This is a genomic window from Streptomyces sp. NPDC059456, assembly GCF_042750055.1.
Lineage (GTDB): Bacteria > Actinomycetota > Actinomycetes > Streptomycetales > Streptomycetaceae > Streptomyces.
The window spans coordinates 1-24,773 of sequence record NZ_JBHYVA010000040.1 but is presented as its reverse complement, the minus strand read 5'-3'; the positions used below and the strand labels follow the sequence as shown (position 1 = coordinate 24,773).

Annotated in this window: 30 protein-coding genes and 1 pseudogene; 19 read left to right on the top strand and 12 right to left on the bottom strand. The window is 70.1% G+C overall.

The genetic code is table 11. From position 1 onward, the window contains the following. Positions 1-75 precede the first annotated feature (75 nt). The 6 genes and pseudogenes from ACFXA3_RS06420 to ACFXA3_RS06395 form a co-directional block, all read left to right on the top strand. Positions 76-1,155: pseudogene (locus tag ACFXA3_RS06420) on the top strand (hypothetical protein); the annotation flags it as partial. 66 nt (positions 1,156-1,221) lie between these two features. Continuing rightward, entirely contained in the window at positions 1,222-1,818 is a 597-nt protein-coding gene (locus tag ACFXA3_RS06415; protein WP_385182740.1) for a TlpA family protein disulfide reductase, read from the top strand. 76 nt (positions 1,819-1,894) lie between these two features. After that, positions 1,895-2,602, top strand: a complete 708-nt coding sequence (locus ACFXA3_RS06410; protein WP_385182745.1) for a cytochrome c biogenesis CcdA family protein — start codon at positions 1,895-1,897, stop codon at positions 2,600-2,602. Positions 2,603-2,615: 13 nt separating this feature from the next. Continuing rightward, positions 2,616-4,313 carry a cytochrome c biogenesis protein ResB gene (locus tag ACFXA3_RS06405; protein ID WP_385182737.1) on the top strand — a complete coding sequence of 566 codons (1,698 nt, stop codon included), beginning with the start codon at positions 2,616-2,618 and terminating at the stop codon, positions 4,311-4,313. Further along, complete coding sequence (gene ccsB, locus ACFXA3_RS06400) at positions 4,310-5,395, top strand: c-type cytochrome biogenesis protein CcsB (protein ID WP_385182735.1); 1,086 nt, start codon at positions 4,310-4,312, stop codon at positions 5,393-5,395. Before ACFXA3_RS06405 ends, ccsB begins: the two co-directional genes overlap by 4 nt. A 40-nt stretch (positions 5,396-5,435) precedes the next feature. Further along, positions 5,436-5,939, top strand: a complete 504-nt coding sequence (locus ACFXA3_RS06395) for an SRPBCC domain-containing protein (RefSeq protein ID WP_385182732.1) — start codon at positions 5,436-5,438, stop codon at positions 5,937-5,939. Here the strand turns inward: ACFXA3_RS06395 and ACFXA3_RS06390 are convergent. Beyond that, entirely contained in the window at positions 5,915-6,454 is a 540-nt protein-coding gene (locus ACFXA3_RS06390; RefSeq protein ID WP_385182729.1) for a hypothetical protein, read from the bottom strand. The two genes, ACFXA3_RS06395 and ACFXA3_RS06390, sit on opposite strands and share 25 nt — an antisense overlap. A 109-nt stretch (positions 6,455-6,563) precedes the next feature. Then, the gene (locus ACFXA3_RS06385; protein WP_385182727.1) at positions 6,564-6,848 is read right to left on the bottom strand and encodes a PLD nuclease N-terminal domain-containing protein; all 285 of its coding nucleotides are present in this window, start codon (positions 6,846-6,848) and stop codon (positions 6,564-6,566) included. Positions 6,849-6,939: 91 nt separating this feature from the next. Between ACFXA3_RS06385 and ACFXA3_RS06380 the strand changes: the two genes are divergently transcribed. From ACFXA3_RS06380 to mqnP, 3 genes are read left to right on the top strand one after another with little or no spacing between them, the layout of a single operon-like run. Further along, complete coding sequence (locus ACFXA3_RS06380) at positions 6,940-8,397, top strand: menaquinone biosynthesis decarboxylase (protein WP_385182724.1); 1,458 nt, start codon at positions 6,940-6,942, stop codon at positions 8,395-8,397. Continuing rightward, positions 8,394-8,870, top strand: a complete 477-nt coding sequence (locus ACFXA3_RS06375; protein ID WP_385182721.1) for a hypothetical protein — start codon at positions 8,394-8,396, stop codon at positions 8,868-8,870. The genes ACFXA3_RS06380 and ACFXA3_RS06375 overlap by 4 nt, the downstream gene beginning before the upstream one ends. Beyond that, on the top strand, positions 8,867-9,790 hold the full coding sequence (mqnP, locus tag ACFXA3_RS06370; protein WP_385182718.1) for a menaquinone biosynthesis prenyltransferase MqnP: 924 nt from the start codon (positions 8,867-8,869) through the stop codon (positions 9,788-9,790). The genes ACFXA3_RS06375 and mqnP overlap by 4 nt, the downstream gene beginning before the upstream one ends. 3 nt (positions 9,791-9,793) lie before the next feature. On the opposite strand, the gene ACFXA3_RS06365 is transcribed toward mqnP, so the two are convergent. Further along, positions 9,794-10,399 carry a rhomboid family intramembrane serine protease gene (locus tag ACFXA3_RS06365; RefSeq protein ID WP_385182715.1) on the bottom strand — a complete coding sequence of 202 codons (606 nt, stop codon included), beginning with the start codon at positions 10,397-10,399 and terminating at the stop codon, positions 9,794-9,796. A gap of 77 nt (positions 10,400-10,476) precedes the next feature. Here ACFXA3_RS06365 and ACFXA3_RS06360 point away from each other — a divergent pair, with 77 nt between their 5' ends. Then, the gene (locus tag ACFXA3_RS06360; RefSeq protein WP_385182712.1) at positions 10,477-11,169 is read left to right on the top strand and encodes a UbiX family flavin prenyltransferase; all 693 of its coding nucleotides are present in this window, start codon (positions 10,477-10,479) and stop codon (positions 11,167-11,169) included. Here the strand turns inward: ACFXA3_RS06360 and ACFXA3_RS06355 are convergent. Next, positions 11,166-11,306 (bottom strand): hypothetical protein, encoded by a 141-nt coding sequence (locus tag ACFXA3_RS06355; protein ID WP_385182710.1) that lies wholly within the window; start codon positions 11,304-11,306, stop codon positions 11,166-11,168. The two genes, ACFXA3_RS06360 and ACFXA3_RS06355, sit on opposite strands and share 4 nt — an antisense overlap. A 138-nt stretch (positions 11,307-11,444) precedes the next feature. On the opposite strand from ACFXA3_RS06355, the gene ACFXA3_RS06350 reads away from it, so the two are divergent. The 5 genes from ACFXA3_RS06350 (at position 11,445) to ACFXA3_RS06330 (ending at position 15,759) form a co-directional block, all read left to right on the top strand. Continuing rightward, positions 11,445-11,900 (top strand): Lrp/AsnC family transcriptional regulator, encoded by a 456-nt coding sequence (locus ACFXA3_RS06350; RefSeq protein WP_030302184.1) that lies wholly within the window; start codon positions 11,445-11,447, stop codon positions 11,898-11,900. 56 nt (positions 11,901-11,956) lie between these two features. Further along, positions 11,957-13,120, top strand: coding sequence for an aminofutalosine synthase MqnE (gene mqnE / locus ACFXA3_RS06345; RefSeq protein ID WP_054223295.1), 1,164 nt, complete (start codon positions 11,957-11,959; stop codon positions 13,118-13,120). A gap of 94 nt (positions 13,121-13,214) precedes the next feature. Beyond that, positions 13,215-13,736 (top strand): GNAT family N-acetyltransferase, encoded by a 522-nt coding sequence (locus ACFXA3_RS06340; protein ID WP_385182706.1) that lies wholly within the window; start codon positions 13,215-13,217, stop codon positions 13,734-13,736. A 122-nt stretch (positions 13,737-13,858) separates the two neighbouring features. Continuing rightward, the gene (locus ACFXA3_RS06335) at positions 13,859-14,125 is read left to right on the top strand and encodes a DUF4229 domain-containing protein (protein ID WP_385182743.1); all 267 of its coding nucleotides are present in this window, start codon (positions 13,859-13,861) and stop codon (positions 14,123-14,125) included. Between the two features lie 326 nt (positions 14,126-14,451). Continuing rightward, positions 14,452-15,759: a dicarboxylate/amino acid:cation symporter gene (locus tag ACFXA3_RS06330; RefSeq protein WP_385182704.1), complete on the top strand. Its 1,308-nt coding sequence runs from the start codon at positions 14,452-14,454 to the stop codon at positions 15,757-15,759. Between the two features lie 65 nt (positions 15,760-15,824). On the opposite strand, the gene ACFXA3_RS06325 is transcribed toward ACFXA3_RS06330, so the two are convergent. The 6 genes from ACFXA3_RS06325 to ACFXA3_RS06300 form a co-directional block, all read right to left on the bottom strand. Continuing rightward, complete coding sequence (locus ACFXA3_RS06325; RefSeq protein WP_385182701.1) at positions 15,825-16,283, bottom strand: hypothetical protein; 459 nt, start codon at positions 16,281-16,283, stop codon at positions 15,825-15,827. 50 nt (positions 16,284-16,333) lie between these two features. Next, the gene (locus tag ACFXA3_RS06320; RefSeq protein ID WP_385182699.1) at positions 16,334-17,764 is read right to left on the bottom strand and encodes a hypothetical protein; all 1,431 of its coding nucleotides are present in this window, start codon (positions 17,762-17,764) and stop codon (positions 16,334-16,336) included. Between the two features lie 10 nt (positions 17,765-17,774). Further along, positions 17,775-18,251 (bottom strand): hypothetical protein, encoded by a 477-nt coding sequence (locus ACFXA3_RS06315; protein ID WP_385182697.1) that lies wholly within the window; start codon positions 18,249-18,251, stop codon positions 17,775-17,777. A gap of 74 nt (positions 18,252-18,325) precedes the next feature. Next, positions 18,326-18,643, bottom strand: coding sequence for a hypothetical protein (locus ACFXA3_RS06310; RefSeq protein WP_385182696.1), 318 nt, complete (start codon positions 18,641-18,643; stop codon positions 18,326-18,328). After that, entirely contained in the window at positions 18,640-20,043 is a 1,404-nt protein-coding gene (locus tag ACFXA3_RS06305; protein ID WP_385182693.1) for a hypothetical protein, read from the bottom strand. The genes ACFXA3_RS06310 and ACFXA3_RS06305 overlap by 4 nt, the downstream gene beginning before the upstream one ends. Next, on the bottom strand, positions 20,040-20,513 hold the full coding sequence (locus ACFXA3_RS06300) for a hypothetical protein (protein WP_385182690.1): 474 nt from the start codon (positions 20,511-20,513) through the stop codon (positions 20,040-20,042). The genes ACFXA3_RS06305 and ACFXA3_RS06300 overlap by 4 nt, the downstream gene beginning before the upstream one ends. A 47-nt stretch (positions 20,514-20,560) precedes the next feature. Here ACFXA3_RS06300 and ACFXA3_RS06295 point away from each other — a divergent pair, with 47 nt between their 5' ends. Next, positions 20,561-20,959: a peptidoglycan-binding domain-containing protein gene (locus tag ACFXA3_RS06295; RefSeq protein WP_385182687.1), complete on the top strand. Its 399-nt coding sequence runs from the start codon at positions 20,561-20,563 to the stop codon at positions 20,957-20,959. 58 nt (positions 20,960-21,017) lie between these two features. After that, positions 21,018-21,692, top strand: coding sequence for a hypothetical protein (locus tag ACFXA3_RS06290; RefSeq protein ID WP_385182684.1), 675 nt, complete (start codon positions 21,018-21,020; stop codon positions 21,690-21,692). 9 nt (positions 21,693-21,701) lie between these two features. On the opposite strand, the gene ACFXA3_RS06285 is transcribed toward ACFXA3_RS06290, so the two are convergent. Further along, positions 21,702-21,950 (bottom strand): DUF397 domain-containing protein, encoded by a 249-nt coding sequence (locus ACFXA3_RS06285; protein WP_385182683.1) that lies wholly within the window; start codon positions 21,948-21,950, stop codon positions 21,702-21,704. Next, positions 21,947-22,807 carry a helix-turn-helix domain-containing protein gene (locus ACFXA3_RS06280; protein WP_385182680.1) on the bottom strand — a complete coding sequence of 287 codons (861 nt, stop codon included), beginning with the start codon at positions 22,805-22,807 and terminating at the stop codon, positions 21,947-21,949. The genes ACFXA3_RS06285 and ACFXA3_RS06280 overlap by 4 nt, the downstream gene beginning before the upstream one ends. A gap of 156 nt (positions 22,808-22,963) precedes the next feature. On the opposite strand from ACFXA3_RS06280, the gene ACFXA3_RS06275 reads away from it, so the two are divergent. Together ACFXA3_RS06275 and ACFXA3_RS06270 are read left to right on the top strand one after the other, a co-directional pair. After that, positions 22,964-23,371 (top strand): ATP-binding protein, encoded by a 408-nt coding sequence (locus tag ACFXA3_RS06275; RefSeq protein ID WP_385182678.1) that lies wholly within the window; start codon positions 22,964-22,966, stop codon positions 23,369-23,371. Between the two features lie 328 nt (positions 23,372-23,699). Continuing rightward, positions 23,700-24,773: hypothetical protein (locus ACFXA3_RS06270; RefSeq protein ID WP_385182675.1), on the top strand; the 1,074-nt coding region annotated here is incomplete at its 3' end.

Below are 24,773 nucleotides of genomic sequence, written 5' to 3'. Positions count from 1 at the left end.
TATAATTAAATTATCTTTTTGGTGGGCTGCGTCTGTTTTTTATAATTCACAGGCACCGGCCCGTCCGGAGCCGCCGTCCGGCCGATCGGCGACGGCTCCACCGCCGACTGCGGCCCGCAGCCCCACCAGCCGGCCGGGCCGGTGCCGCTCCAGGCGGGCGAGACCCCGCCGCAGTTCGTGGTGTTCAGCTGGGACGGCGCGGGGGAGATCGGCAACGGCCTCTTCCCGCGGTTCCTCAAGCTGGCCAGGGACCACGGCGCGGCCATGACGTTCTTCCTCTCCGGCATCTACCTGCTGCCCGAGTCCAAGAAGGACCTCTACAAGCCGCCGAACAACCCGGTCGGGGCCTCCGACATCGGCTACCTCAAGGACGAGAACGTCCGCAACACCCTGAAGTGCGTCCGCGAGGCGTGGCTCGACGGCCACGAGGTCGGAACCCACTTCAACGGCCACTTCTGCGGCGGCTCCGGCTCGGTGGCCCACTGGACCCCCGACGACTGGCAGAGCGAGATCGACCAGGCCGTGTCCTTCGTCACCAACTGGCGGACCAACACCGGCTTCACCGACCTCGAACCCCTGCCCTTCGACTACCGCAAGGAGCTGGTCGGCGGCCGCACCCCGTGCCTGCTCGGCCAGGACAACCTGCTGCCGGTCGCGCAGAAGCTGGGCTGGCGCTACGACGCCTCCTCGCCCGGCGGCGTCCAGGCGTGGCCGGTGAAGAGGTCGGGCGTCTGGGACCTGCCGCTGCAGTCCATGCCGTTCCCCGGGCACTCCTTCGAGGTGCTGTCGATGGACTACAACATCCTCGCCAACCAGTCGAAGAACACCACCCGCGGCATGCCCTCCAACTACCCCGCCTGGCGCACCCAGGCCACCAGCTCCTACCTCGGCGGCTTCCGGCGCGCGTACGAGACGAACCGCGCGCCGCTGTTCATCGGCAACCACTTCGAGGAATGGAACGGCGGCATCTACATGGACGCCGTCGAGGAGGCCCTCAAGGGCATGTCGGACAAAAAGGACGTACGGCTCGTCTCCTTCCGGCAGTTCGCCGACTGGCTCGACGTACAGGACCCCAAGCTGCTCGCCCGGCTCCAGGAGCTGGCTCCGGGGCAGTCGCCGACCGGTGGCTGGCGCACCTACCTCTCCGCTGTCTGACCAGCGGCTTAACACACCATCGGGGGGTGCGGAAGATCCCCAAATCAGTCATGCGAAACTTTTCACATGAGAATCGGCCGTGCTCTCCTGCTCACCGCGGTGACCCTCGCGGGTGCCCTGACCCTGTCGGCGTGCGGCGACGACAGCGGAAAGCCGAACGGCTCCGGCGGCGGCAACTACGTGACCGGCGCCAGCGGCATCTCCACCGTCGCCAAGGACGCGCGCACCGACGCCCCCAAGCTCGACGGCGAGACCGTCGACGGCAAGACCCTCGACACCACGGCGCTCAAGGGCAAGGTCGTCGTCCTCAACGTCTGGGGCTCGTGGTGCCCGCCGTGCCGCGCCGAGGCCCCGAACTTCGCGAAGGTGTCCAAGGAGCTCGCCGACGGCGGCAAGGACGTCGCCTTCGTCGGCATCAACACCCGCGACACGAGCAAGCAGAACGCGGCCGCGTTCGAGGAGAACTTCGGGATCGGCTACCCGAGCCTCTACGACCCGGACGGGAAGCTGCTGCTCCGCTTCCCCGCGGGCACCCTCAACCCGCAGGCCATCCCCTCCACGATCGTCCTCGACAAGCAGGGCAGGATCGCCGCCCGCACCCTCGTCGCGATCAACGAGCAGCAGCTGCGCTCGATGATCGACCCGCTGCTCGCGGAGCAGTGACCTCGTGGTCCCCGAGCTCCTCACCCTGGCCGCCGAGCCGACCGGCGTGAACACGACGGTCCTCGGCGGGACCCTGATGCTGGCACTGCCCATCTCGGTCCTCGCCGGACTCGTCTCCTTCTTCTCGCCCTGCGTGCTGCCGCTCGTCCCCGGCTACCTCTCCTACGTCACCGGCGTCAGCGGGGCCGACCTCGCCGAGGCGCGGCGCGGACGGATGCTGGGGGGCGCCCTCCTGTTCATCGCCGGCTTCACGGCCGTGTTCGTCTCCACCGGCGCGCTCTTCGGATACTTCGGGTCCACGCTCCGGGAGAACAACGAGATCATCTCCCGGGTCCTGGGCGGCCTGGTGATCGTTCTCGGCTTCTTCTTCATGGGCCTGATCCCGGGCCTGACGATGCGCGAGTTCCGCTTCCACAAGAAGCCGACGGCGGGTCTGATCGGCGCGCCCGTGCTCGGCGTGCTCTTCGGCATCGGCTGGACCCCCTGCATGGGGCCGACGCTCGCGGCCGTCACCACGCTCTCCCTCGACCAGGCGAGCGCCGGCCGGGGCGCGCTGCTGACCGTCGCCTACTGTCTGGGACTGGGCCTGCCCTTCATCCTCACCGCGATCGCCTTCCGCAAGGCGCTCGGAGCCTTCGGCCGGGTGAAGCAGCACTATGCGTGGGTGATGCGGATCGGCGGCGGCATGCTGGTCCTGACCGGCCTGCTGCTCGTCACAGGATGGTGGACGAGCATCGTCAACGACATGCAGAGCTGGACCCAAACCTTCACGGTGGGGATCTGAGGACTACACACGAATGAGTACGACAGACAAGACGTCCGCCGAGGCGTCGAACCCGTCCGAGGACTCCGCCGAGACGGCCGCAGGAGCGCAGCTGTCCACCGCCCCGGCGGAGGACGGCGGCGGCCCCGTCGGCATCGGCGTGATCGGCTGGATCCGCTGGTTCTGGCGGCAGCTCACCTCGATGCGGGTGGCGCTGATCCTCCTCTTCCTGCTCTCCCTGGGCTCCATCCCCGGCTCGCTCGTCCCGCAGAACCAGGTCGACGCGATGAAGGTGGCCCAGTGGAAGAAGGACCACTCCTTCTGGGTCCCGCTCGCCGAGAAGCTCCAGCTGTTCGACGTCTACAGCTCGGTGTGGTTCTCCGCGATCTACCTGCTGCTGTTCATCTCGCTGATCGGCTGCATCGTCCCGCGCACCTGGCAGTTCGTCGGCCAGCTCACCGGGCGCCCGCCCGGCGCCCCCAGGCGGCTGGACCGGCTGCCCGCGTACGCGACGTGGCGTACGGAGAAGTCCCCCGACGAGGTGCTCGCGCAGGCGAAGACGCTCCTGGGCGGGCGGCGGTTCCGCACCGAGGCCGGCACGGGCGCCGTCGCCGCCGAGAAGGGCTACCTGCGCGAGGCCGGGAACCTGCTCTTCCACATCGCCCTGATCGTGATGCTGGTCGCGTTCGCCTGGGGCCAGCTGTTCAAGTCCGAGGGCGGCAAGCTCGTCCTGCGCGGCAAGGGCTTCGCGAACACGCTGACCCAGTACGACGACTTCAAGTCCGGCAGCATGTTCACCCCCGAGGACCTGTCGCCGTTCTCCTTCACGCTCGACAAGTTCGACGCCACGTACGAGGAGAGCGGCCCGCAGAAGGGCACCGCGCGCGACTTCACGGCGCACGTCACCTTCCGCGACGGCGTGGACGGCGCACCGCGGAAGCGCGAGATCCAGGTCAACAAGCCCCTGGAGGTCGACGGGGCCAAGGTCTACCTGCTCGGCCACGGCTACGCGCCGGTCATCTCGGTGACCGACCCGACCGGCAAGGTGGTCTACAAGGACGCCGTGCCGATGCTGCCCTTCGACGCGAACCTCAGCTCCTCCGGCGCGGTCAAGGTGCCGGACGGCTACCACGACAAGGACGGCAAGAAGGAGCAGCTCGGCTTCAACGCCATGTTCGTGCCGACCTTCGCCGGCGAGGGCAAGGGAACGATGCTCTCCCAGTTCCCCGACCTGAAGTACCCCGTCCTCGCGCTCAGCGCCTACCACGGCAGCCTGGGCGTGGACTCGGGCCTGCCGCAGAACGTGTACCAGCTGAACACCTCCAAGATGCAGGAGTTCAAGGACGCCGACGGGCAGCTGTTCAAGAAGCGGCTGCTGCCCGGCGAGGCGATGGAGCTCCCGAACGGTGCGGGCACCGTCAAGTTCGAGGGCATCGAGCGCTGGGCCACCTTCACGATCACGCGCCAGCCCGGCAGCGGCCTCGCGCTCGCGGGTGCGATCTTCGCGATCGGCGGCTTGGCCGCGTCGCTGTTCATCCAGCGCCGCCGGGTCTGGGTGCGCGCGGTGGCCGGCCGGGACGGCGTGACCGTCGTCGAGATGGCGGGCCTCGGCCGCAGCGAGTCGGCCAAGCTCCCGGAGGAGCTGGGCCGGCTCGCCGCCGCCCTCCACGAGCAGGCGCCCACGGCGCCCGACCAACCTGTCAAGGAAACTGTTGAAGGGGAGCGCGGATGACGCCGCTCGCAGCCGAAGTCAACGAGAATTTGGCTCAGATCAGTAACTACCTGGTCTATTCGTCGATGGCGGTCTACACGCTCGCCTTCCTCGCCCACATCGCCGAGTGGATCTTCGGCAGCCGCAGCAAGGTGGGCCGTACGGCCGCCGCGCTGACCGGAACCAAGGCCGGGGCCGCCGCCGCTCCCGCCGTCCAGGTGCGCGGCAAGGGGGGCACGGCCGTCCTCGACAAGCCGAAGGTCGTCACGCGCTCCACCAACGGCACCCGCGACGTCCCGGACGGCCCCGGCGCGGCCGGCGGCACCGTCAACGGCGACCTGTACGGCCGGATCGCGATCTCGCTGACCACCCTGGCGTTCGTCATCGAGGCGGCCGGAGTGGTGTCCCGCGCGATGTCCGTGCAGCGGGCCCCCTGGGGCAACATGTACGAGTTCTCGCTCACCTTCTCCACGGTGGCCGTCGGCGCGTACCTGATCCTGCTGGCGCTGAAGAAGAACGTGCGCTGGATGGGCCTGATCCTGGTCACCACCGTGCTGCTGGACCTGGGCATCGCCACCACCTGGCTCTACACCGCCAGTGACCAGCTGGTCCCGGCGCTGCACTCGTACTGGCTGTGGATCCACGTCTCCACCGCGATCATCTGCGGTGCGGTGTTCTACATCGGGGCGAGCGGCACGCTGCTGTACCTCTTCCGCGACTCCTACGAGTCCAAGCTCGCCTCCGGCGGCACCCCGGGCCGGTTCGCGACCTCGGTGATGGAGCGGCTGCCCTCGGCGGCCACCCTCGACAAGTTCTCGTACCGGATCAACGCGGCCTTCTTCCCGCTGTGGACCTTCACCATCGTGGCCGGCGCGATCTGGGCGGGCGACGCCTGGGGCCGCTACTGGGGCTGGGACCCCAAGGAGGTCTGGTCCTTCGTGACGTGGGTGGCGTACGCCTGCTACCTGCACGCCCGGGCCACCGCCGGCTGGAAGGGCCGCAAGGCCGCGTACCTCGCGCTCTTCGCCTTCGCCTGCTGGATCTGGAACTACTACGGCGTGAACATCCTGCTCAACGGCAAGCACTCGTACGCGGGCGTCTGACCCGCGGGCGTTCCCTCCGCAGGAGTGGCACGCTGGTGGCATGGCACCTGTCAGTCATGCCACCGGCGAGAGCCGCGGCGAGGGCCGCTGGCTGCTGCGCTTCGAGGTGCACGTGCCGAGTGCGTACGCGGCCGTGTGGCCCGCCCTGACCACGGCGGACGGGCTGCGCGGCTGGCTGGCCGCTGCGGACGTCCTGGAGCGCAGGCTCGGCGGTGCCGTCACCCTGCACTGGCTGAACGGCGGGTCGACGGTGTCGGGCCACGTCACGGCCTGGGACGTCGAGCGCGTCGTGGAGTACACGGTGGACGGGCACGGCCGGATGCGCTTCCACCTGGAGGCGGTGGGCACGGACTCGACCGTGATCCGCTTCCTCAACGAGCGGGACGGCACTGCGGAGGACCGCCTGGACTCCCTGGCGGGCTGGCACCACCACTTCGAACTCCTGGAATCCGCGCTCCAGGGCCATCCGGCCGACTGGTCCCGGTGGACGGACGCCCGCTGGGCCGAGCTGCGGGCGTCCTACGCGTCCTTCTCCAGGACGTAGGCGCTGCGCGCGCCCGGATCGCCGTAGAAGAAGTACAGCTCCAGGCCCTGCCTGCGGTCGCGGCGCAGCTCGAAGGTCCACGCGTAGCGGGCGGGCGCGGCCCGCGGGGCGGGTGGCGGCGGTGTCCCGCCGCGGGTCCCCGTGCCGGCCGGGGCGGGCAGATGGAGGCGGACGTGCTGGCCGTAGTTCCAGCCGGCGGGTTCCCGGCCGAGGAGCTTCCAGGTGCCGGTTCCGGAGAGCCGCCAGCCGTGGTCGTAGTCCCGCTCCTGGCCGTCGAGGTCGGTGACGGTGGCGCTCCCGTCGGCCCGGAAGACGACCGCGGTGCCCCCGACGCAGCGCCAGGTGCCGACGATCTCGTCGGCGCGCGCGTCGTAGACGGCGGGCACGGCACGGTGGAGGTGCGGATCGCCTCCGGCCAGGACGAGCAGGGCCGCGACGGCGACCCCGTACGCGAGCAGATTGCGCAGGATCGTGTCGACGATCCGCGGGCCCCCGCTGTTCTCCGGCACCGGCATCGGACCATTGTCGCAGCCGCCTTGAACGCGTTCAATCGTGTGTTGCGCCACACGCCGCCGGGCCGCCGGCCGCCCGGCCCGCCGCCCGGCCGGCCGGTCCGCCGAGGCGTCAGTCCTTGTCCTTGTCGCGGTCCTCGCTGAGCGAGCGCAGGAACTCCGGGTTGTCGTCGGGCGCCACCCACTGCGTCCGGCCCGCCCGGCCCCCGCCGACCGCCGACCGCTGACGGCCCGCGAACAGCCACACCACCGGGCCCACGATCGAGAACAGCAGGATGATGATCACCCAGATCACCTTGGGGAGGTGTTTGACCTCTTCCTCCGGGGTGTTCAGGCAGTCGATGAAGGCGTAGATGGTCAGCGCGATGATCAGCAGGAACGGCAGATAGCGCAGCACGGTGTGGGACCGACTCCCCAGCAGTGACGGGGGACCCGCCCTCGGGCCCCGGTGACACTCCCAGGCTAGCCGGTGACGGATACTGGCCCCTATGGCTTACGACGATCTCCGCTCGCTGCTCCGGGCTCTGGAGCGAGAGGGCGACCTCAAGCGCATCAAGGCCGAAGTCGACCCGTACCTGGAGGTCGGGGAGATCGTCGACAGAGTGAACAAGGCGGGAGGTCCCGCCCTTCTCTTCGAGAACGTCAAGGGCTCGGCGATGCCGCTGGCCATGAACGTCTTCGGCACCGACCGCCGCCTCCTGAAGGCCCTCGGCCTGAAGTCCTACGGCGAGATCAGCGAGAAGATCGGCGGCCTGCTCAAGCCGGAGCTGCCGCAGGGCTTCATCGGGGTCCGCGAGGCCTTCGGCAAGCTCGGCTCGATGGTGCACGTGCCGCCGAAGAAGGTGAAGGGCGAGTCCGCACCCGTCCAGGAGGTCGTCCTCACCGGCGACGACGTGGACCTGGACCGGCTGCCGGCGCTGTTCACCTGGCCCAAGGACGGCGGCTCCTTCTTCAACCTCGGCCTCACCCACACCAAGCACCCCGAGACCGGCGTGCGCAACCTCGGCCTCTACCGCCTCCAGCGCCACGACAAGCGCACCATCGGCATGCACTGGCAGATCCACAAGGACAGCCGCAACCACTACGCGGTCGCCGCCAAGCGCGGCGAGCGGCTGCCCGTCGCGATCGCCTTCGGCTGCCCGCCGGCCGTCACCTACGCCTCGACCGCGCCGCTGCCGGGCGACATCGACGAGTACCTGTTCGCCGGGTTCGTCGCGGGCAAGCGGATCGAGATGGTCGACTGCAAGACGGTCCCGCTCCAGGTCCCGGCCAACGCCGAAGTCGTCATCGAGGGCTGGCTGGAGCCGGGCGAGATGCTGCCGGAGGGCCCCTTCGGCGACCACACCGGCTTCTACACCCCGCAGGAACCGTTCCCCGCACTGAAGATCGACTGCGTGACGATGCGCAAGCGTCCGCTGATCCAGTCGATCGTCGTCGGCCGGCCGCCCACCGAGGACGGGCCGCTGGGCCGTGCCACGGAGCGGTTCTTCCTGCCGCTGCTGAAGATCATCGTGCCGGACATCGTGGACTACCACCTGCCCGAGTCGGGCGGCTTCCACAACTGCGCGATCGTCTCGATCGACAAGAAGTACCCGAAGCACGCCCAGAAGGTCATGCACGCCATCTGGGGCGCGCACATGATGTCGCTGACCAAGCTGATCATCGTCGTGGACTCCGACTGCGACGTCCACGACCTGCACGAGGTGTCCTGGCGGGCCCTCGGCAACACGGACTACTCCCGCGACCTCACGGTCGTGGAAGGCCCGGTCGACCACCTCGACCACGCCTCGTACCAGCAGTTCTGGGGCGGCAAGGCGGGCATCGACGCGACGAAGAAACTCCCCGAGGAGGGCTACACCCGCGACGGCGGCTGGCCCGACATGGTGGAGTCCGACCCGGCGACCGCGGCCCTGGTGGACCGCCGCTGGAAGGAGTACGGACTGTGAGCCCGATCGTCGTGGGGGGTCCCGAGCTGTTCCTCGGCGCCGGCGAGGTCTACGTGGCCCTGCTGCGCCCCAGGATCGACCCGGCGGACCCGGGCGTCCGGCTGGCCGCCGAGCAGGCGGGCGTCACCCCGGAGGAGTTCGCCGGACCCGGCGACGTCTGGGCGCTGATGTACGAGGACGGCCCCGGCCACGGCGAGTTCGAGCTCCCGGGCGCGCGGGACGTCGAGGCGGACGGCTTCGCGGAGCAGCTCCAGGCCGCCCTGGCCTCCGGCGAGCCGTTCACGGTCGAGGCCGGGGACTTCCTGCGCATCGACGCCCGCCCGGCGGCTGACGCCTGGCGGCTGACCGCCCGGGTCACCCCGCCCGAGGGCGAGGAGGACGGCGCCGCCGCCCCCCGCACCCTGGAGCTGGGCCCGCTCCCCACGGCGGAGCTGCTGGCCGACCTCGAAGACTTCCGGAGAGCCCTCGCATGATGACCACCGCCGACGGAGTCATCGGCCCCGGCTCCGCGCCGCAGGCACCCGGCAAGGTCAAGGCGTTCCTGCGGCTCGTCATGATCGAGCACTCGGTCTTCGCGCTGCCGTTCGCCTACATCGCGGCGCTGACGGCCATGTTCCGGCTCGACCGCACCATGCACTGGGTCGAACTGCTGCTCGTCACCGTCTGCATGGTGGGGCTGCGGACCTTCGCGATGGCCGCGAACCGGATCATCGACCGGGGGATCGACGCCCGCAATCCCCGTACCGCCGGGCGCGAGCTCGTCACGGGCGCCGTGTCCGTACGGTCGGCCTGGACCGGTGCCGGGATCGCGCTGGCCGTCTTCCTCGGGTCGGCGGCGCTGCTGAACCCGCTCTGCCTGGCGCTGGCGCCGGTCGCGGTGATCCCGATGGTGGTGTACCCGTACGGCAAGCGGTTCACGAACTTCCCGCACGCCATCCTGGGCCTGGCCCAGGCGATGGGCCCGGTCGGGGCCTGGCTGGCCGTCACCGGCGAATGGTCCTGGGACGCGGTGATCCTGGGCCTGGCGGTGGGCGTGTGGATCGGCGGCTTCGACCTGATCTTCGCCTGCCAGGACGTGGCCGCGGACCGCGCCGACGGCGTCAAGTCCGTCCCGGCGCGCTTCGGTGTTCCGGCGGCCCTGTGGGGCGCGCGCGGCGCGCACGTGGTGACGACGGGCCTGCTGGCCTGGTACGCGGTGGCGACGGACGCGGGCCCGTTCTTCTGGTTCGGCCTGCTGGTGGTCGTGGGGGCGTTCCTCTACGAGCACACGATCGTCAAGCCGCACGACCTGTCCCGCCTGAACCGGGCCTTCTTCACGGTGAACGGTTTCATCGGCATGGCCCTCTTCGTCTGCGCCCTGGCCGACCTCGTGGCCCGCGGCCTGACGCCGTAACGGCTAGCCCTGCGCGGCCGTGCGGGGGAAGCGGAACGCTGCCGCCGTGCCCGCCAGCAGGCCGAAGAGGTGGGCCTGCCAGCTGACGGCGGAGTCGGTCGGCAGGATGCCGGTGACGATGACCGTGCCCCAGTACGCGGCGATCGCCAGGCCGACCAGCACGCCCAGCGGCCGGCGTTCGACGAACCCGCGGACCAGCAGGTAGCCGAAGAGGCCGAAGACCAGGCCCGAGGCGCCCGCCGTGACGGTGCCCGAGGGGGAGACCAGCCAGACGCCGAGCCCGTCCACGAGGACGACCACCGCGCACAGCGCGAGGAAGCGGCGGATCCCGCTCAGCGCGGCGACGAAGCCGAGGACCAGCAGCGGGATGCTGTTGGACGCCACGTGGTCGAAGCCGAAGTGGAGGAAGGGGGCCAGCGGGATCCCGGTCAGTCCGTCGGCGGTGCGGGCGGTGATCCCGTACGCGTCGAGGGCGTGCCCGGTGGCCAGGTCGGCCAGCTCGATCAGCCAGAGCAGGGCCACCCAGCCCAGCATCAGCCGGGCCGCGGCCTTGGCCCGGTCCGCCTGGCGCCACTCGTCGAGCCGGGCGACGCCCCCTGTTTCGGCCATGTCCTGATCCCCCCGCTGTCGGTGCTCGGGCCACCTTACTCAGCGTCGCTCCGCGGTGGCCGGATAGTCTCGGAGGTATGACTGACGGCAAGCGCATCCCGTGGGTGGTCGGGGTTTCCGGGGCGTCCGGGACGCCGTACGCGGCGGCGGTGATCCGCGGACTGCTGGCGGCGGGGGAGAGCGTGGACCTGGTGGTCAGCCGGGCTTCGCGGCTGACCCTGCTGGACGAGACCGGGATCGCCTTCCGCGACGCGCACTGGCGGGACGATCTCGCCGCGTGGCTGGAGCGGGGGGCGGACGGCAAGCCGGGGACGTACGCACGGCCGGAACTGGACGACGTCCGCTACTGGGGGGCCGGAGACCTGGCCGCCGGGCCGAGTTCGGGCTCGTACCCCGTGCAGGGGATGCTGATCGTGCCGGCGTCCACGGCCTGTGTGGCGGGTGTGGCGCTCGGGCTGTCGAAGGACCTGCTCCAGCGCGTCGCGAGCGTGACGCTCAAGGAGCGGCGCCGGCTGGTGGTCGCGGTGCGGGAGACCCCGCTGAACGGGCAGACGCTGAAGCATCTGGTGGCGCTGGACGAGGCGGGCGCCGTGGTGCTGCCCGCCTCTCCGGCGTTCTATGCGGGTGCGACGCACATCCAGGACCTGGTGGACTTCGTCGCGGGGCGGGTGCTCGATGCGGCAGGGGTGCCGCACCGGCTGTACCGCCGGTGGGAGGGGGAGCTCGGTGGTGCGCTGGCTCCCCGCCCCCGGGAGGCAAGCGGTGACTAGCGCTTCTTGGCGCGGGACGTGCCGGGCTTGCGGGTCCGGTCGACGCGGTGGGCGGCGACGGGCTGGTCGGTGCGGGATCGGTTGGCCAGCTCCTGGAGCTGTCGCATGTGCGCGTAGGCCATCTCGATCGTGTACACGGTGAACCACTCCTGAAGTCGTCAGATCAGCGAGATCATCGCCGATCTGTTGAAAGATTCACAGGGTGTTGACCCTGCGTGCCTTTGATTCTATACGTAAACTTGCGTGATCGCCGAATAATAGAAGGGTCCAGGTGTATGGACGCGGTGGATAGGCAGCTCATCCAGGCACTTCGTGAGAACGGACGTGCCTCGTACGCGGAGCTGGGCCGGCTCGTGGGCCTCTCCGGCCCCAGCGTCACCGACCGGATCAACCGGCTCGAATCGGCCGGCGTGATCACCGGCTACCGCGCGACCGTCGACGCGGCCTCGCTCGGCCTCGGCGTCACGGCGCTCATCGGCATCTCCCTCTCCGACGCCGCGGACCACGAGGACGTGGCCCGCCGGCTGCGCGACCTGGCGGAGATCGAGGACTGCTGGTTCATCGCGGGCGACGACTCGTACATGCTCAAGGTGCGGGCCGGCGACGTGGACGGCCTGGAGCGGATCATCCGCAAGCTCTCCAGCACCAAGGGCGTCTCGCGCACCCGTACCACCATCGTGCTCTCCACCAAGTGGGAGAACCGGGTCGGGGACCTGCCCGAAGAGCGCTAAGAGTACGGTGGGTGGCGGTTGCAGGCAGGACAGGACCCGTAGAGGAGACGACCGGAATGGACGCTGGGCTCAAGCGTGAGCTGGAGGACAAGGTTCGCTCCGGCGAGCGGCTGACCCGTGAGGACGGCATCGCCCTCTACGAGTCCGACGACCTGGCCTGGCTGGGCGGCCTGGCCCACGAGGTGCGCACGCGCAAGAACGGCGACGTCGTCCACTTCAACGTCAACCGCCACCTCAACATGACGAACGTGTGCACCGCGTCGTGCGCCTACTGCTCGTTCCAGCGCAAGCCGGGCGAGAAGGACGCGTACACGATGCGCATCGAGGAGGCCGTGCGCCTGGCCAAGGCCATGGAGAACGAGAACCTCACCGAGCTGCACATCGTCAACGGGCTGCACCCCAGCCTGCCGTGGCGCTACTACCCGCGCTCGCTCTCCGCGCTGAAGGAGGCGCTGCCGAACGTCTCGCTGAAGGCGTTCACGGCGACCGAGATCCACCACTTCGAGACGATCTCCGGGATGTCGGCCTCCGACATCCTCGACGAGCTGATCGAGGCCGGCCTGGAGTCCCTCACCGGCGGCGGCGCGGAGATCTTCGACTGGGAGGTCCGCCAGCACATCGTCGACCACAAGACCCACTGGGAGGACTGGTCGCGCATCCACCGGCTGGCGCACTCCAAGGGCCTCAAGACCCCGTCGACGATGCTCTACGGGCACATCGAGGAGCCGCGCCACCGCGTGGACCACGTGCTGCGGCTGCGCGAGCTCCAGGACGAGACCGGCGGCTTCCAGGTCTTCATCCCGCTGCGCTACCAGCACGACTTCGTGGACATGCAGGACGGCAAGGTCCGCAACAAGCTCCAGGCGCGCACGACGATGGCGACGGGCGCGGAGGCGCTGAAGACCTTCGCGGTCTCGCGTCTCCTCTTCGACAACGTGCCGCACGTCAAGGTCTTCTGGGTCATGCACGGCGTGCAGACCGCCCAGCTGGCCCTCCAGCACGGTGCGGACGACATGGACGGCTCGGTCGTCGAGTACAAGATCACGCACGACGCGGACAACTACGGCACGCCGAACAAGCTGGGCCGTGACGATCTGCTGGAACTGATCCGCGAGGCGGGCTTCCGCCCCGTCGAGCGCAACACGCGGTACGAGATCATCCGCGAGTACCCCGGCCCGGACGCGGCCCTGCGCGAGACCCCGCAGGCGATGCGCGTCTGACGCGCCGCCGCACCCGAAGCGCCCTGGTCCGCATGCCGGACCAGGGCGCTTTTTTTACTGGCGCACCGACGCGGGTAATAGATACTCTTCGGGTATGACCCTTACCTTCACGCTGGATCCGCAGATCGACCCGGCGCTGCACGAGGCCCTCCTCGGCCTGTGGACGGACGTCTCCAACGCCGGGGGCGCCGTGGGTTTCGTCCCGCCGGTCGTCCGGGACGACGTCCGCCCGCAGCTGATCAAGCAGCTCGGCATGATCGCCGATGGCCAGATGCGGCTCCTGGTGGGCCACGACGAGGACGGGCTGGCCGCCGTCGCCTTCCTCGGCCTCAACCGGCACGCCCTGATGACCCACTGGATCTGGCTCTACACGGTGATGGTCGCCCCGGACCGGCAGGGCCGGGGCTACGGCCGTCTGCTGATGGCCGCTTCCGCCGACTGCGCCCGCGGGATCGAGGGCGTCGAAGCCGTCCGCCTGTCCTGCCGCGGCGGCCTGGGGCTGGAGCACTTCTACGCGGCCTGCGGCTACAAGGAGGTCGGCCGCGTCCCGGGCGCGATCCGGGTGGCCCCGGGCGACGACCGCGACGACATCACCATGGTCCTGCCGCTCCTCTGACCCCCGGCGGGTTCGTCCCCACCCGGGCCGTGCTTCACTGGACGGGCACGTGACGACGTACCGACGAGAGAGAAGGGGTCACCGTGTCCCTCAAGCCGAGCGCGACGATCCGCTACACCGCGATGCGGCTGGGCATCTTCGTCGGATGCCTCGTCCTGGTCGCCGTACTGGTCAACGTGGGCTGGGTGCCCGCCGGCCTGGGCGACGCCAACCCCGCGTGGGTCGTGCTGCTCGCCCTGGTGATCTCCGCGCCGCTGTCCTTCGTACTGCTGCGAAAGCAGCGCGACGAGATGTCCGCGCAGATCTCCGGACGCGTCGCGGGCGCGAAGGAGCGGCTCGCCGCGAACCGCTCCCAGGAGGACGCGGCCGACGACGCCGCCCGCATCTGAGCCCGCCCCGGGTTAGCTTCCTCACACACCGAACCGCACCGAACCGCCCTGGCACCGGGATTCCCCCCGTGTGCCGGGGCGTTCGGCGTTTCCGGGGGGTCCTGCACGCGCTGGCTCAAAGTGCACCTTTGAGAACCTCAAAGGGAAAGTGTTAGCGTGTTAAACATGTTGACCACAGTTGCGCACGAAATGACCACGAGCGTCCCGCTCGTGGCGCGCCTGCACGTCGACCTCTGCCGCCGCGTGTCCGCGGCCTGTTGTGGCTGTCGCTGAGCCCACGCCGTTCTTCCCTTCCCCCCTCTTTCTTTGCGCATCACCCCCGGAGTGTGTCCGTGTCCGCGACCCCTCAGGCCCCCGCCAAGGCCTCTTTCAAGTTCCCGTTCTGGGCCCAGATCGTCACCGGCCTCGTGCTCGGTGTCCTGTTCGGCTGGATAGCCCGCAGCCAGGACGTCAGCTGGCTCGCCACCACCCTCGAGCAGATCGGCGACATCTTCGTCCAGCTGCTGAAGCTGGCCGTCGCACCGCTCGTCTTCTTCGCGATCCTGGTGTCCATCACCAACCTGCGGAAGGTGAACAACGCGGCCCGGCTCGCCTCCCGCACGCTGCTCTGGTTCATGATCACCTCGCTGATCGCCGTGGGCATCGGCCTCGCGATCGGCCTGCTGACCAACCCGGGCGCCGGCACCGGCCTCACCCCGCAGGACGGCAAGCTGCCCAAGCGCCACGGATCCTGGCTCGACTTCCTGACCGGCATCGTCCCGAAGGACATCGTCACGCCGTTCACCGAGCTGAACGTGCTCCAGATCGTCTTCCTCGCCGCCGTCGCCGGCATCGCCGCCCTCCAGCTCGGCACGAAGGCCCAGCCCGTGCTGACCCTGGCCGAGTCGGTCCTGGAGCTCCTCCAGAAGGCCCTGTGGTGGGTCATCCGCCTCGCCCCGATCGGCACCGTCGGCCTGATCGGCACCGCGATCGCCTCGTACGGCTGGGAGCTCATCGGCAAGTACGCGACCTTCACCGCCGACGTCTACGTCGGCTCGGCGCTCGTGATGTTCGGCGTGTACCCGCTGCTGCTGGCCACGGTCGCCAAGGTCAACCCGATCCAGTTCTTCAAGGGCGCCTGGCCCGCGATCCAGCTGGCGTTTGTCTCCCGCTCCTCGGTCGGCACGATGCCGGTCACCCAGAAGGTCACCGAACGCCTCGGCGTCCCGAAGGAGTACGCCTCCTTCGCCGTCCCGTTCGGCGCGACCACGAAGATGGACGGCTGCGCCGCGATCTACCCGGCGCTCGCCGCGATCTTCATCGCGCAGATCTTCGACGTCCAGCTGACGATCACCGACTACCTGCTGATCGCCTTCGTCTCGGTGGTCGGCTCGGCCGCCACGGCCGGCCTGACCGGCGCCACCGTCATGCTGACGCTGACCCTGTCCACCCTGGGGCTGCCCCTGGAGGGCGTGGGCCTGCTGATGGCGATCGACCCGATCCTGGACATGATGCGCACCGCCACCAACGTCGCCGGCCAGGCCCTGGTCCCGGTCGTGGTCGCGGCCCGCGAGGGGATCCTGGACAAGAAGGCCTACGAGGCCGCGTCGTCCTCCCCCCTGGACGAGGCCACCCCGGTCCCCGACCCCGCCTGACCCCCGCCCCCCGCACCCCCCGCCCCCGTCCGGGCGGGGGCTGCGGCACGTCCGGCGCCGGGCCCTCAGTCGACCCCGTGCAGATAGACCCGGCTGCTCCGGTCGTCGGCCCGCGCCACGGCGACCTTCAACCAGTCCAGCTCGTCCTTGCAGGGCGCACAGATCTGCCCCTCCCGCACGTTCGCGAGCGATTCGGGCTCCGGGAGCCCGAGGTGTGCGAAGGGCGTTGCCGGCTTTCCTTCCCCGGCCCACGGCTTTTCGCGCAGCCGCAGGGGGCGTTCCGGCCGGAGCCGATCGAGGAAGCCGTCCACCTCGTCCGCCGGCAGGACGAACGTGAGGATCAGCCCGTCGTCCTGGAACCCCTTCTGGCGGGCGGCCCTGGCATCGGTCGCCGTCGTGGGCACCTGCACCTGGAGGGTCTTCGCGACGGACTCCACGGTGGCCCCTTCCTCCCAGTAGGGCGCATCGCGGATGTCATGCCCCCCGCCCGCCCCGGAGCAACCGCCGAGCAGGGCGACGGCCACGGCAACGGCACCCACGAGACCGGGCCGCCGGATTCCCCGCCTGACACCGCTCACCGTGCGTCCCCGTTGCGTCCGGGGTCCTTACGGGTCCCGTCCCGCCCGGGGTCCTCCGGGTCCGGCCAGCTGCCGCCCCCGGCCGGGCCGAGGTCGTGGCGCTGTACCGAGCTGCTGCCCCGCATGTCGAACTCCTTCGCGAGTCCCGTCTGGTGGAGGCGGGCCATGTCGGCATCGGTCACGGTGGTCGGCCCGATGGGAGTGAATTTGCCGGGATCCCAGTTGTAGCGGTCCCAGATGTTCACCTGGTAGTCGAAGCCGACCTGCGGTTTGCCGTCCGGCCCGGGCACCACCGTCACGACACCCGTCGTGTTCGACATGGCGCTGCCCACGGCCAGGTACCAGTTGCGATCCGAGTGCTCGTACCCCTCTCCCCAGGTCTCGACCGGGATGGCGACGGGCTTGCCTCCCGACTTCTCAAAGGCGTCCAACGCCTGGCGGCGCCACTCGTCCTGTTCACGGGCGCGGACCTTTGCCACCTGGTCGCGCAGGGCGGCGTCGTCGGTCAGCATCCTGTCGACGTCGAGATCGAGGGTGCGGCCGCTGCCGTTCAGATAGTGGTCCATGTGCCGGGCCGCATCGGTCATCCCGATGAAGTCGCCGGAGTTCGAGATGCCGTTCGCCTGGAACTCCTTCCAGTAGTCCCCGACGCCCGGCGACCGTGCGTCGAACGGCCCGGCCCCCTTGTCCGCGGACACCCGCTTCACCGTCGGCGTCAGCAGGCCTGCGGCCAGCAGGTCGTCCTTGTGCTGCGTCCACAACTGGGCACGCGACTCGGGGCTCAGGGATTCCCACAGCCGCCGCAGCTCCTTGCGCTGTGTGGCGTCGGCGTCTTCCCCGAGGCCGGCCAGCTTCATGGCGCGGGGCAGCATCTCCCCGTCGAGTGACGTGTACGTCGCGTGCCCCGGGTTGGAGGGGTCACCGCCGTGGCTCGCACGCAGAGCCCGTACCGCGGCGGCGTCCACTTCACCGGCGTGGCTCACCACGTCCGCGAGCGCGTCCGCGTACCAGCGCATCAGGTCCTGTTCCCGCTGCCCGGGCCCCTTCACCGTGCAGAGCAGGGGTTCGACGACCACGGTCGCACCGTCCTTGCCGATCCTGACGTTGAACCCGTTCTCCCGGGCGTCGTCCACCAGGTTCTTCGCCTGCTGCTGGAGGCTCTTGAGCTCCGCGTGGGCGTCGTCGAGGACGCTGAAGATGCTCTTCGCCTCGGTGTGGAGGTCCTCGATCTCCTTGGCCGTTTTGCCGGTGAAGTCCCGGGTGACCCCGGCGTTGACCCCTTCCCAGCGGGCCTTGTCGGCCTTGGCCTTGAGCCCGTCACGGGCTTCGCCCCCGAGGCGCTGCAGTTCGCCGGACATGCGCTTCCAGTCCGCGACCGCCGTCCCCAACTTGCCGAGGTCGACTTCGATGAGATCGGTGTGGTTCATGACGCGCCCCCTATTTGAAGTACTCGGTGAGCCGCGACACGGGCACGGCAGAGCCGTCGCGGTTGCGGAGGGACGCGGCGATCGCAGCGTCGTCCTCGGCGTGCGCCTTCTTCGAGTAGTCCAGATGGTTGGATATGTGCGCACAGGCCTGCAGAACCGTTTTGACCTGTGAGGTCCACACCGAGACCGCCGTCTCCAGCTCGCCCCCCAGAGCGAACGTCCTCGCCTTCAGTGCTGCGGCGGCCTGCATCGTGGAGCCGGCTCCCTCCGGGTCCGACCCGGCGCCGGCGATGTCCGCCGCCTTCTGCAATGTCCCGTGCAGGACGAAGGCCTCATGACCCACGTCACCGAGGTCGTCCTGGTGCACGACGAGATCGGCCTCGCCGCTGCTGCCCGCCGGACCTCCCGGTAACTGGTTGAGCCGCATCGACACCTGCCGCTGGGCCACTGCTTCGGCCTTCGCGTTCTCCCATTCGTTCCATGCCATCGAGTCATTCCACCATGGCCCCACGACAGCGCAACTGCCTCACCAGCCAAGATCATTGGCTGTCGGGTGACGGGTCAGAGGGTTTCGGCGCGGATGTAGGCGAGGGTGCCGAGGAGGAGGGGGACCGCGTACCACCAGCGGTTCATCGTGCGGCGGTAGACCGGGAGGAGGGACAGGAGCAGGCCGGCGAAGCTGATGCACAGCGCGATCACGCCCATGGCGTGGGCGTCGTCGCGGGTGCGGTGGTCCAGGGGCGCGATCGGGTCCGCCGACAGCAGGAGTACGCAGATGTAGGCCGCCGGGAGGTAGATGAGGGCCAGCGGGACGCCCAGGACCCACTGGAGGCAGCCGCGGTCCTCGGGCAGGTCGATGTTCTCGCGCCCGTACGTCATTGCATTGCCTTCTTCACGTTGCCGAGGTTGTTCCGGAAATCATCGCCGTAGTCCTGGGCCTTCTTCGACTCCCAGTACGGCCCGCCGTTGTAGCGGGCGGCGATCTCCTGCATCTGGGCCTCGGTCAGCTGGTCCGCCGGGACGTTCGCGTAGCCCGTCTCCTCCTTGATCTGGGCCAGGAAGCCGGCTGCGATGAACGCGTTCTGCTTCGGGTCCTGGAGCGCGGACTTCACCACGTTGCGCTGCTGCTCGGTGAGGTGTTCCGGGTCGTAGCCGAGCACCTCGGCCCCGCGCCGCAGCTGGACGGCGATCGGGCCGAAGGAGGTCTCGTCCGGCCGGCCGCCCGCCCGGTCCGGCAGGTTCTCGGGCGTGATCGGGCTCAGGCCCCACGGTGCGTCGGCCGCCTGGCGGATGAAGTCGACGCCGTCGTCGAAGATGCCCGGCTGGCCGCCGACCTCCTTCCACGCGATACCGGCGACCATCTCCTCCGGCAGGCCCGCCCGCTGCGCGGCCGCGCGCAGGATCTCCTTGTTGTTGCGGATCCACTCCGCCCGCCCCTCGTCCGACTGCGGCGGGTCCCAGTAGTTGTCGTCCGCCTCCGGCAGCCCCGCCACCCGCATCCGGATGTCGCGCAGCTCGGGGGAGACCGGGTCGTTGCCGAAGGGCCCGGTCATGTCCTTCTTCGGGCCGCTGCCCGGCAGGTGGGTCAGCGGGTTGGCGCGGGCCTCGGCCGCCTCGCGGCGGATGTCGGCCATGGCCGCGTAGACGTCGACCCCGCCCCCGCCGCCCCCGGCGCCGCTCTTGACCTTGAACTCGGGCAGCAGCTCGTACGCCTGCTTCAGCGCGTGCACGCACACGCTGCGGGCCTCGCCCTCGGCCGTCTTGGCCTGGTGGAAGCTGCCGCCCGCGTCGTCGTGGAGCCGGTTCGCCTCGTCGCGGATGTCGTCCACGTCCATGGTCAGCTCGGCGAAGAAGTCCATGACGCCGGTCGTCGCCCGCATGTCCTCCCACTGGCACATCGGCTCCGCCTCCTGCGCCGTGCGCGTGATCGCGGTGCCCTTCGTGGCGATGAGCGCCGCGAGCTTGCGCTCGGTGCGCTTGCCGTTCGCGTAGTGCGACTTGGCGGTGGTCAGAGCCGCGGCGTAGGCGTGCAGGGCGCTGGCGGCCTTGTCGTAGCCCTCGGCCATGTGCAGGACGAGCTGGCGGGCCTCCGACAGGCGGTCGGTGTACGTGTGGCTGCCGTCGCTCTGCCACTGCGTACCGGTCTCGGCGCGCCGGGCGGGCTCCTCGATCTGGACGAGGAGGTCGCGCAGCCGCTTGAACTCGGCGGCGTTGCGCTCCACCAGGGCCGGGTTGCACTCCTCCAGGAACTGGACGTCCTTGCGGTGGCTCAGGGTCACTTCGACTCCGGCTTCACGTACTGGCCCCCGTCGAGGATGTTGTCGAGGAAGTTGCGGGCGGTGCTGTCGTCGACCTGCGCGAAGCCGGTGCCGGTGGTCTTGAGCTTGGTGGCCAGGGCGGCGAACAGGTTGATCGTGTCCTTGAACTGGTCGTCGGCGAAGCGGGCGAAACGCAGGGCTTCCGCCGAGACGTCCGCGTGGGCCCGCGGGGCGCGGGACATGGTGCTCGCGTCCCCGTCGGGACGGCCCTCGTGGAGGAGCGCGGCGATCTCGATCAGCAGGTTGGCGTTGCCGTTGATGGACTGGGCCCCGGCCACGAGGCTTCCGGCCGGGCTCCCCGCCGTGCTCGCGTCGGCGGGCACGTGGTTGAGCCGCATGGCGGGCGACTGCTGTGCGAGCACGGCGGCCTTGTGCTGGGCCCATTCCGCGTCGAACGACATGTGTCCCCCGGTGAGTTGAACTTCGGACATGGCTAGAATCCGTTGGTCATGTCCATGCTAATACGGGGATATCGCACATGAACTTCCGCAACACGCGGCGCGCACTGGCCGGATTCGGTGCCGCGGCGACCCTGCTGGTCACCTTCTCCGGTGCCGCGCAGGCCTCCTCCACCGCCCCTTACATCGGCTACGGCTACTCCACCTCCGGGCCGGGCGTGAAGTGTGCCCAGATCTTCGCCAACCGCTACGGCGGCTACTCGCCCGCGATCCGGGAGGACGGGCGATATGGACAGGAGACGCAGGCGGCGATCAGGCGGTTCCAGAGCCACGTCCACCAGGACCCCTACAACTACCCGCTGACGGTCGACGGCATCGTCGGAAAGTCCACGGGCGCGGCCATGCTGAAGATCGCGCAGCGCGATCACGACCTGGAGCCGTACATCTACGACACCTGCATCCACCTCCTGCCCAGCTGATCGGCCCGGTCCCCTATAGTCGGCCGCCGTTGATCAACTGACTTTGTACGGGGGACTGGTGACGGTACGGGAGATACGCGCGGCGGCCCGGATGATCGGGCGGCGCAACGCGCTGCGCTACCTGGCGATCGGGGTCGGGGCCTCCCTGGCCGCGGCGTGCACGAGCAAGGGCGAAGCCCCGGCCGGGGCCACCGGGGACGCGGCTTCGCCGTCCTCGGCTCCGGTTCCCGGGACGAAGGGCGGCGGGGCCGGATCCTCCGCCGCCGCGACCCCGGCCCCCGCCCCGTCCGCCCCCGGCGTGGTCGCCCGGGCCTTCGACGCCTTCATCGGCGGCACCTGGAAGATCGAGTCGACCACCTCCGGCAGCAAGACGGTGCACGGCACGGCCACCGTGACGGCCCCGCCCGGCGGGAACGGCGGCTTCACCATCGTCTGGGACGCCGACGGCACTCCGGTCACATGGACCGGAGGCTGGCTGCTGCGCGGCGGCCACCTGCGCACCGACGTGTTCCAGGGCGACAAGGAACTGAAGAAGCTGAGCGGCGGCGAGGCCCTGACGGTTCCGGGGACCGTCGAGGACACCGTCTCGCTCGCCCTCCCGTGGAAGCCGCCGGGCGCGAGCGGCACGGGCGACGGCCAGCAGCTGAAGGTGACCTACAAGGACAAGGTCCTGCGGATCGTCCACGACAACGGCCACGGCAGCGAGTCGGTGCACGTCTGCACCCGCGCCTGAGGGCCGTCGTCAGACGCCGGACGCGTGGGCCACGAACCCGGCCCACGCACCGGGCCCGACCGTCAGGTGGGCCCGCGCGACGTCCTTGGAGTCCCGGACCAGGACCGCGTCGGGGGTGGCAGCCACCTCGACGCAGTCGTTCCCGTCACTGCTGTCGCTGTAGCTGCTCTTGAACCAGGCGACCTCGACGCAGTCATCGCCCTCGCTGCTGCTGCTGTAGCTGCTCTTGAACCAGTCCAACTCGGCGTGGTGGATCATGTTTCTCCCAGCAGTTCCTCGATGAAGGCCCGCGATTCTCGTGGCGTGAGCGCCTGAGCTCGGATGATGCCATAGCGCAGCTCAAGGAGCTGGAGTTGCTTGGGATCGGAGACCGGGCGTCCGTAGAACACCCCGTCGGCTCGCCCCACCGCCGTTCCGTCGCCGAACTTCAGGAACTGGATCAGCCCCAGCATTCCGGCGTGATCCTCACGATTGGTCGGCATCACCTGGAACTCAATGTTCGGCAACTGGACTACCTCCAAGAGGTGTTCGAGCTGTCGGCGCAGCACCATTGTGCCCCCGATCGGACGGCGGAGCGTGACCTCCTCCTGCACAATGCTGAGCGCCGGCCCGGGAGACCGTTGGAAGATGGACTGTCGTGCCATACGCGCAGAGACCATCCGCTCCATCTCGTCGGACGTGTAGGCGGGGCGCATTGTTCGAAACAGTGCCCGCGCGTAGTCCTCGGTCTGCAACAGGCCGTGGATGCTGTGGTTGTTGTAGGCGCCGATCTCGACCGCCTTGGCCTCCCGCTGCTTCAAGTCGCGGATCTTCTTCGGGTAGCGGACCTGTTCCAGGTCCACCTTCATCGCGGCGATCCTGCCGCCCGCCTTCAGTACGGCGTCCGCCCTGTCCAGGTACTCGGGGCGGGGGATCCGCTTGCCCGCCTCGACCTTGCGGACCTGGTCCTCCCCGTACCCGACCTCCGTGCCGAAGTCCGCCGCCCGCATGCCGGCGGCCTCGCGCCAGGCCTTGAGCTGGCGGCCCAGCGCGGCCACCACGGCCACGCCCTGTTCGTCCTCCGGGTCCACGTCCCAGCCGGGCTCTTCCGTACCGTCACTGCCGTCCACGCTCATGCCGCGCCCACCTCCGACGAGCCGATGTCCTCCGCGCCCCGTACCCGGCGGCCATGTCCGGACAGCCCGGACATGGCCGGACAACCGCCGGACAGACGCGGGACGTACGGGCGGTGCCGCTTCTCACGTTACGCACGGGCCGCCACGCTGAGTGACGTGATTCCTCAACTCGTCGACTTTCACGTCCAGCTGTCCGCCACGCCGCGCGGGGCTCGACTCGGCCGGGTGCTCGCGGCCGAACAACTGCGTTCCTGGGGGCTGCCCTTGGAGGTGCCGGCGCAGATCATCGCGGAGCTCGCCACCAACGCCGTGACACACGGGCGGGTACCCGGGCGGGACTTCCGACTGACACTCACCGTCACCCGCGACACCCTGCTCATCGAGGTGACGGACCCCCGGGGCGACCGGATCCCGCAGATCCGCGAGCCGGGGCGGGGGCTCGTGCTGGTCGAGGCGCTCGCGGACCGTTGGGGCGTACGGGAGGGGCCGGCGCCCTGCAAGGTGGTGTGGGCGGAGGTGTCGCTCGCCACCGCGCCCTGGGGCGTCGCGACCCGGCGCGCTTAGACGCATAAAGACCAAAGGACCGGTGGAAAGAACCAACCCACCCACCCCACCCGACCCCTGGTCGCCCGGTCGGGTGAACTGTGCCAACTGGGCTGGATTCGGGGATGGTTGCCGGGCATATGCTCGGCCCCGACAACAACCACAGACATGAGACGGCCCCCGGCGGGACTGGCATCCCGGTCGAGGGCCTGACCAAGCAGGAAGCAGTACCTTCCTCATGGCTCTTGAGCAGCCTAGCGCGCCCTCGCGCGAGTCGTCCCGGGTTCCCGCCGGGACTCCCCGATCCGGTGTCGTCCACGTCAACACGTGGCACGCCGGTCGCTACACCGTGATCGGCAATCACCTCCTCCAGCACCGCGAACTGTCGGCCACGGCCATCGGGATCGGGTCGCACATCCAGTCACTGCCCGAGGGTGCCCCCGTCGGCATCAGGGCGCTCATGGGCCGGTTCCCGGAGGGCGAGAAGCGCATCAGCGCGGCCCTGCGGGAGCTGGAGCGGTGGGGGTACCTGGAGCGCCGGACGGAGCGGCTGGCCACGGGCCGGGTGGTGACCCGCACGTACTCGTACAACAAGCCGCGGACCGGTCCCGAGAGGCCGCTTCCGCCACCTCCTCCGCCGCCGGGCCGCGAGCCCGACCCGGCCCCGGACTTCGACTCCGATCCCGGCCGGGCCGGGGCCACCGCCCCGGAGCCCGACCCGAGCCGGAACCCCGCCCCGGCCCGGGCCCAGCACGCAGCCCCGGCCCGGGAGGCTGACCCGGCTCCGGCTCCGGCTCCGCCCCCGGCCGCAGCCTGGGCCCCGGCCGCAGCCCCGGCCGCAGCCTGGGCTCCGGCCTCGGTCCTGGCTCCGGCCTCGGTCCTGGCTCCGGCCTCGGCCTTGGCTCCGGCCTCGGCCCTGGCTCCGGATGTGGGACCGACTCAGTGCGAGGCCTCGGCCCCGGATACAGCCCGGGCCCCGGTCCCGGATGCGGCCGTGGCCCCGGCCCGGGGTGTGGCCCCGGGCTGGGACGCGGCTCCGGCCCAGAGTGCTGGCCCGGTTCCGGGTCGTGATGCGTCGCCGCAGCCGAACGCGGACCCGGAGTCGGCCCCGGGCCGGGACTCGATTACGAGCCCGGGACGGGCCCCGGGCCGGGAGCCGCAGTGCGGCTCGGGTCCGGCGGCCGGGACGTGGCGGGGTCCGGCCGCCGAGCCCGCGCAGCGACAACTGCACTGCGGCGCAGCCGACTTGCTCGCCGGTCTGCGGCGCCACGACCCGCGCCTGCTCCTGGCGGCCCGCGACGTGGAACGCCTCGCACCCGGCGTATCGGCCTGGCTGGACCGGGGTGCGGACCCCGAGGCGGTCGGGCTGGCCCTGACGACGAACCTGCCGGAGTCGATGCGCAGCCCCGCCTCCGTACTGGCG

Coding starts and splice junctions, on each gene's coding strand:
- ACFXA3_RS06415 (WP_385182740.1), top strand. CDS start 1,222: ATGAGAATCGGCCGTGCTCTCCTGCTCACCGCGGTGACCCTCGCGGGT.
- ACFXA3_RS06410 (WP_385182745.1), top strand. CDS start 1,895: ATGCTGGCACTGCCCATCTCGGTCCTCGCCGGACTCGTCTCCTTCTTC.
- ACFXA3_RS06405 (WP_385182737.1), top strand. CDS start 2,616: ATGAGTACGACAGACAAGACGTCCGCCGAGGCGTCGAACCCGTCCGAG.
- ccsB (WP_385182735.1), top strand. CDS start 4,310: ATGACGCCGCTCGCAGCCGAAGTCAACGAGAATTTGGCTCAGATCAGT.
- ACFXA3_RS06395 (WP_385182732.1), top strand. CDS start 5,436: ATGGCACCTGTCAGTCATGCCACCGGCGAGAGCCGCGGCGAGGGCCGC.
- ACFXA3_RS06390 (WP_385182729.1), bottom strand. CDS start 6,454: ATGCCGGTGCCGGAGAACAGCGGGGGCCCGCGGATCGTCGACACGATC.
- ACFXA3_RS06380 (WP_385182724.1), top strand. CDS start 6,940: ATGGCTTACGACGATCTCCGCTCGCTGCTCCGGGCTCTGGAGCGAGAG.
- mqnP (WP_385182718.1), top strand. CDS start 8,867: ATGATGACCACCGCCGACGGAGTCATCGGCCCCGGCTCCGCGCCGCAG.
- ACFXA3_RS06365 (WP_385182715.1), bottom strand. CDS start 10,399: ATGGCCGAAACAGGGGGCGTCGCCCGGCTCGACGAGTGGCGCCAGGCG.
- ACFXA3_RS06360 (WP_385182712.1), top strand. CDS start 10,477: ATGACTGACGGCAAGCGCATCCCGTGGGTGGTCGGGGTTTCCGGGGCG.
- ACFXA3_RS06350 (WP_030302184.1), top strand. CDS start 11,445: ATGGACGCGGTGGATAGGCAGCTCATCCAGGCACTTCGTGAGAACGGA.
- mqnE (WP_054223295.1), top strand. CDS start 11,957: ATGGACGCTGGGCTCAAGCGTGAGCTGGAGGACAAGGTTCGCTCCGGC.
- ACFXA3_RS06340 (WP_385182706.1), top strand. CDS start 13,215: ATGACCCTTACCTTCACGCTGGATCCGCAGATCGACCCGGCGCTGCAC.
- ACFXA3_RS06335 (WP_385182743.1), top strand. CDS start 13,859: ATGCGGCTGGGCATCTTCGTCGGATGCCTCGTCCTGGTCGCCGTACTG.
- ACFXA3_RS06320 (WP_385182699.1), bottom strand. CDS start 17,764: ATGAACCACACCGATCTCATCGAAGTCGACCTCGGCAAGTTGGGGACG.
- ACFXA3_RS06315 (WP_385182697.1), bottom strand. CDS start 18,251: ATGGCATGGAACGAATGGGAGAACGCGAAGGCCGAAGCAGTGGCCCAG.
- ACFXA3_RS06310 (WP_385182696.1), bottom strand. CDS start 18,643: ATGACGTACGGGCGCGAGAACATCGACCTGCCCGAGGACCGCGGCTGC.
- ACFXA3_RS06300 (WP_385182690.1), bottom strand. CDS start 20,513: ATGTCCGAAGTTCAACTCACCGGGGGACACATGTCGTTCGACGCGGAA.
- ACFXA3_RS06295 (WP_385182687.1), top strand. CDS start 20,561: ATGAACTTCCGCAACACGCGGCGCGCACTGGCCGGATTCGGTGCCGCG.
- ACFXA3_RS06285 (WP_385182683.1), bottom strand. CDS start 21,950: ATGATCCACCACGCCGAGTTGGACTGGTTCAAGAGCAGCTACAGCAGC.
- ACFXA3_RS06280 (WP_385182680.1), bottom strand. CDS start 22,807: ATGAGCGTGGACGGCAGTGACGGTACGGAAGAGCCCGGCTGGGACGTG.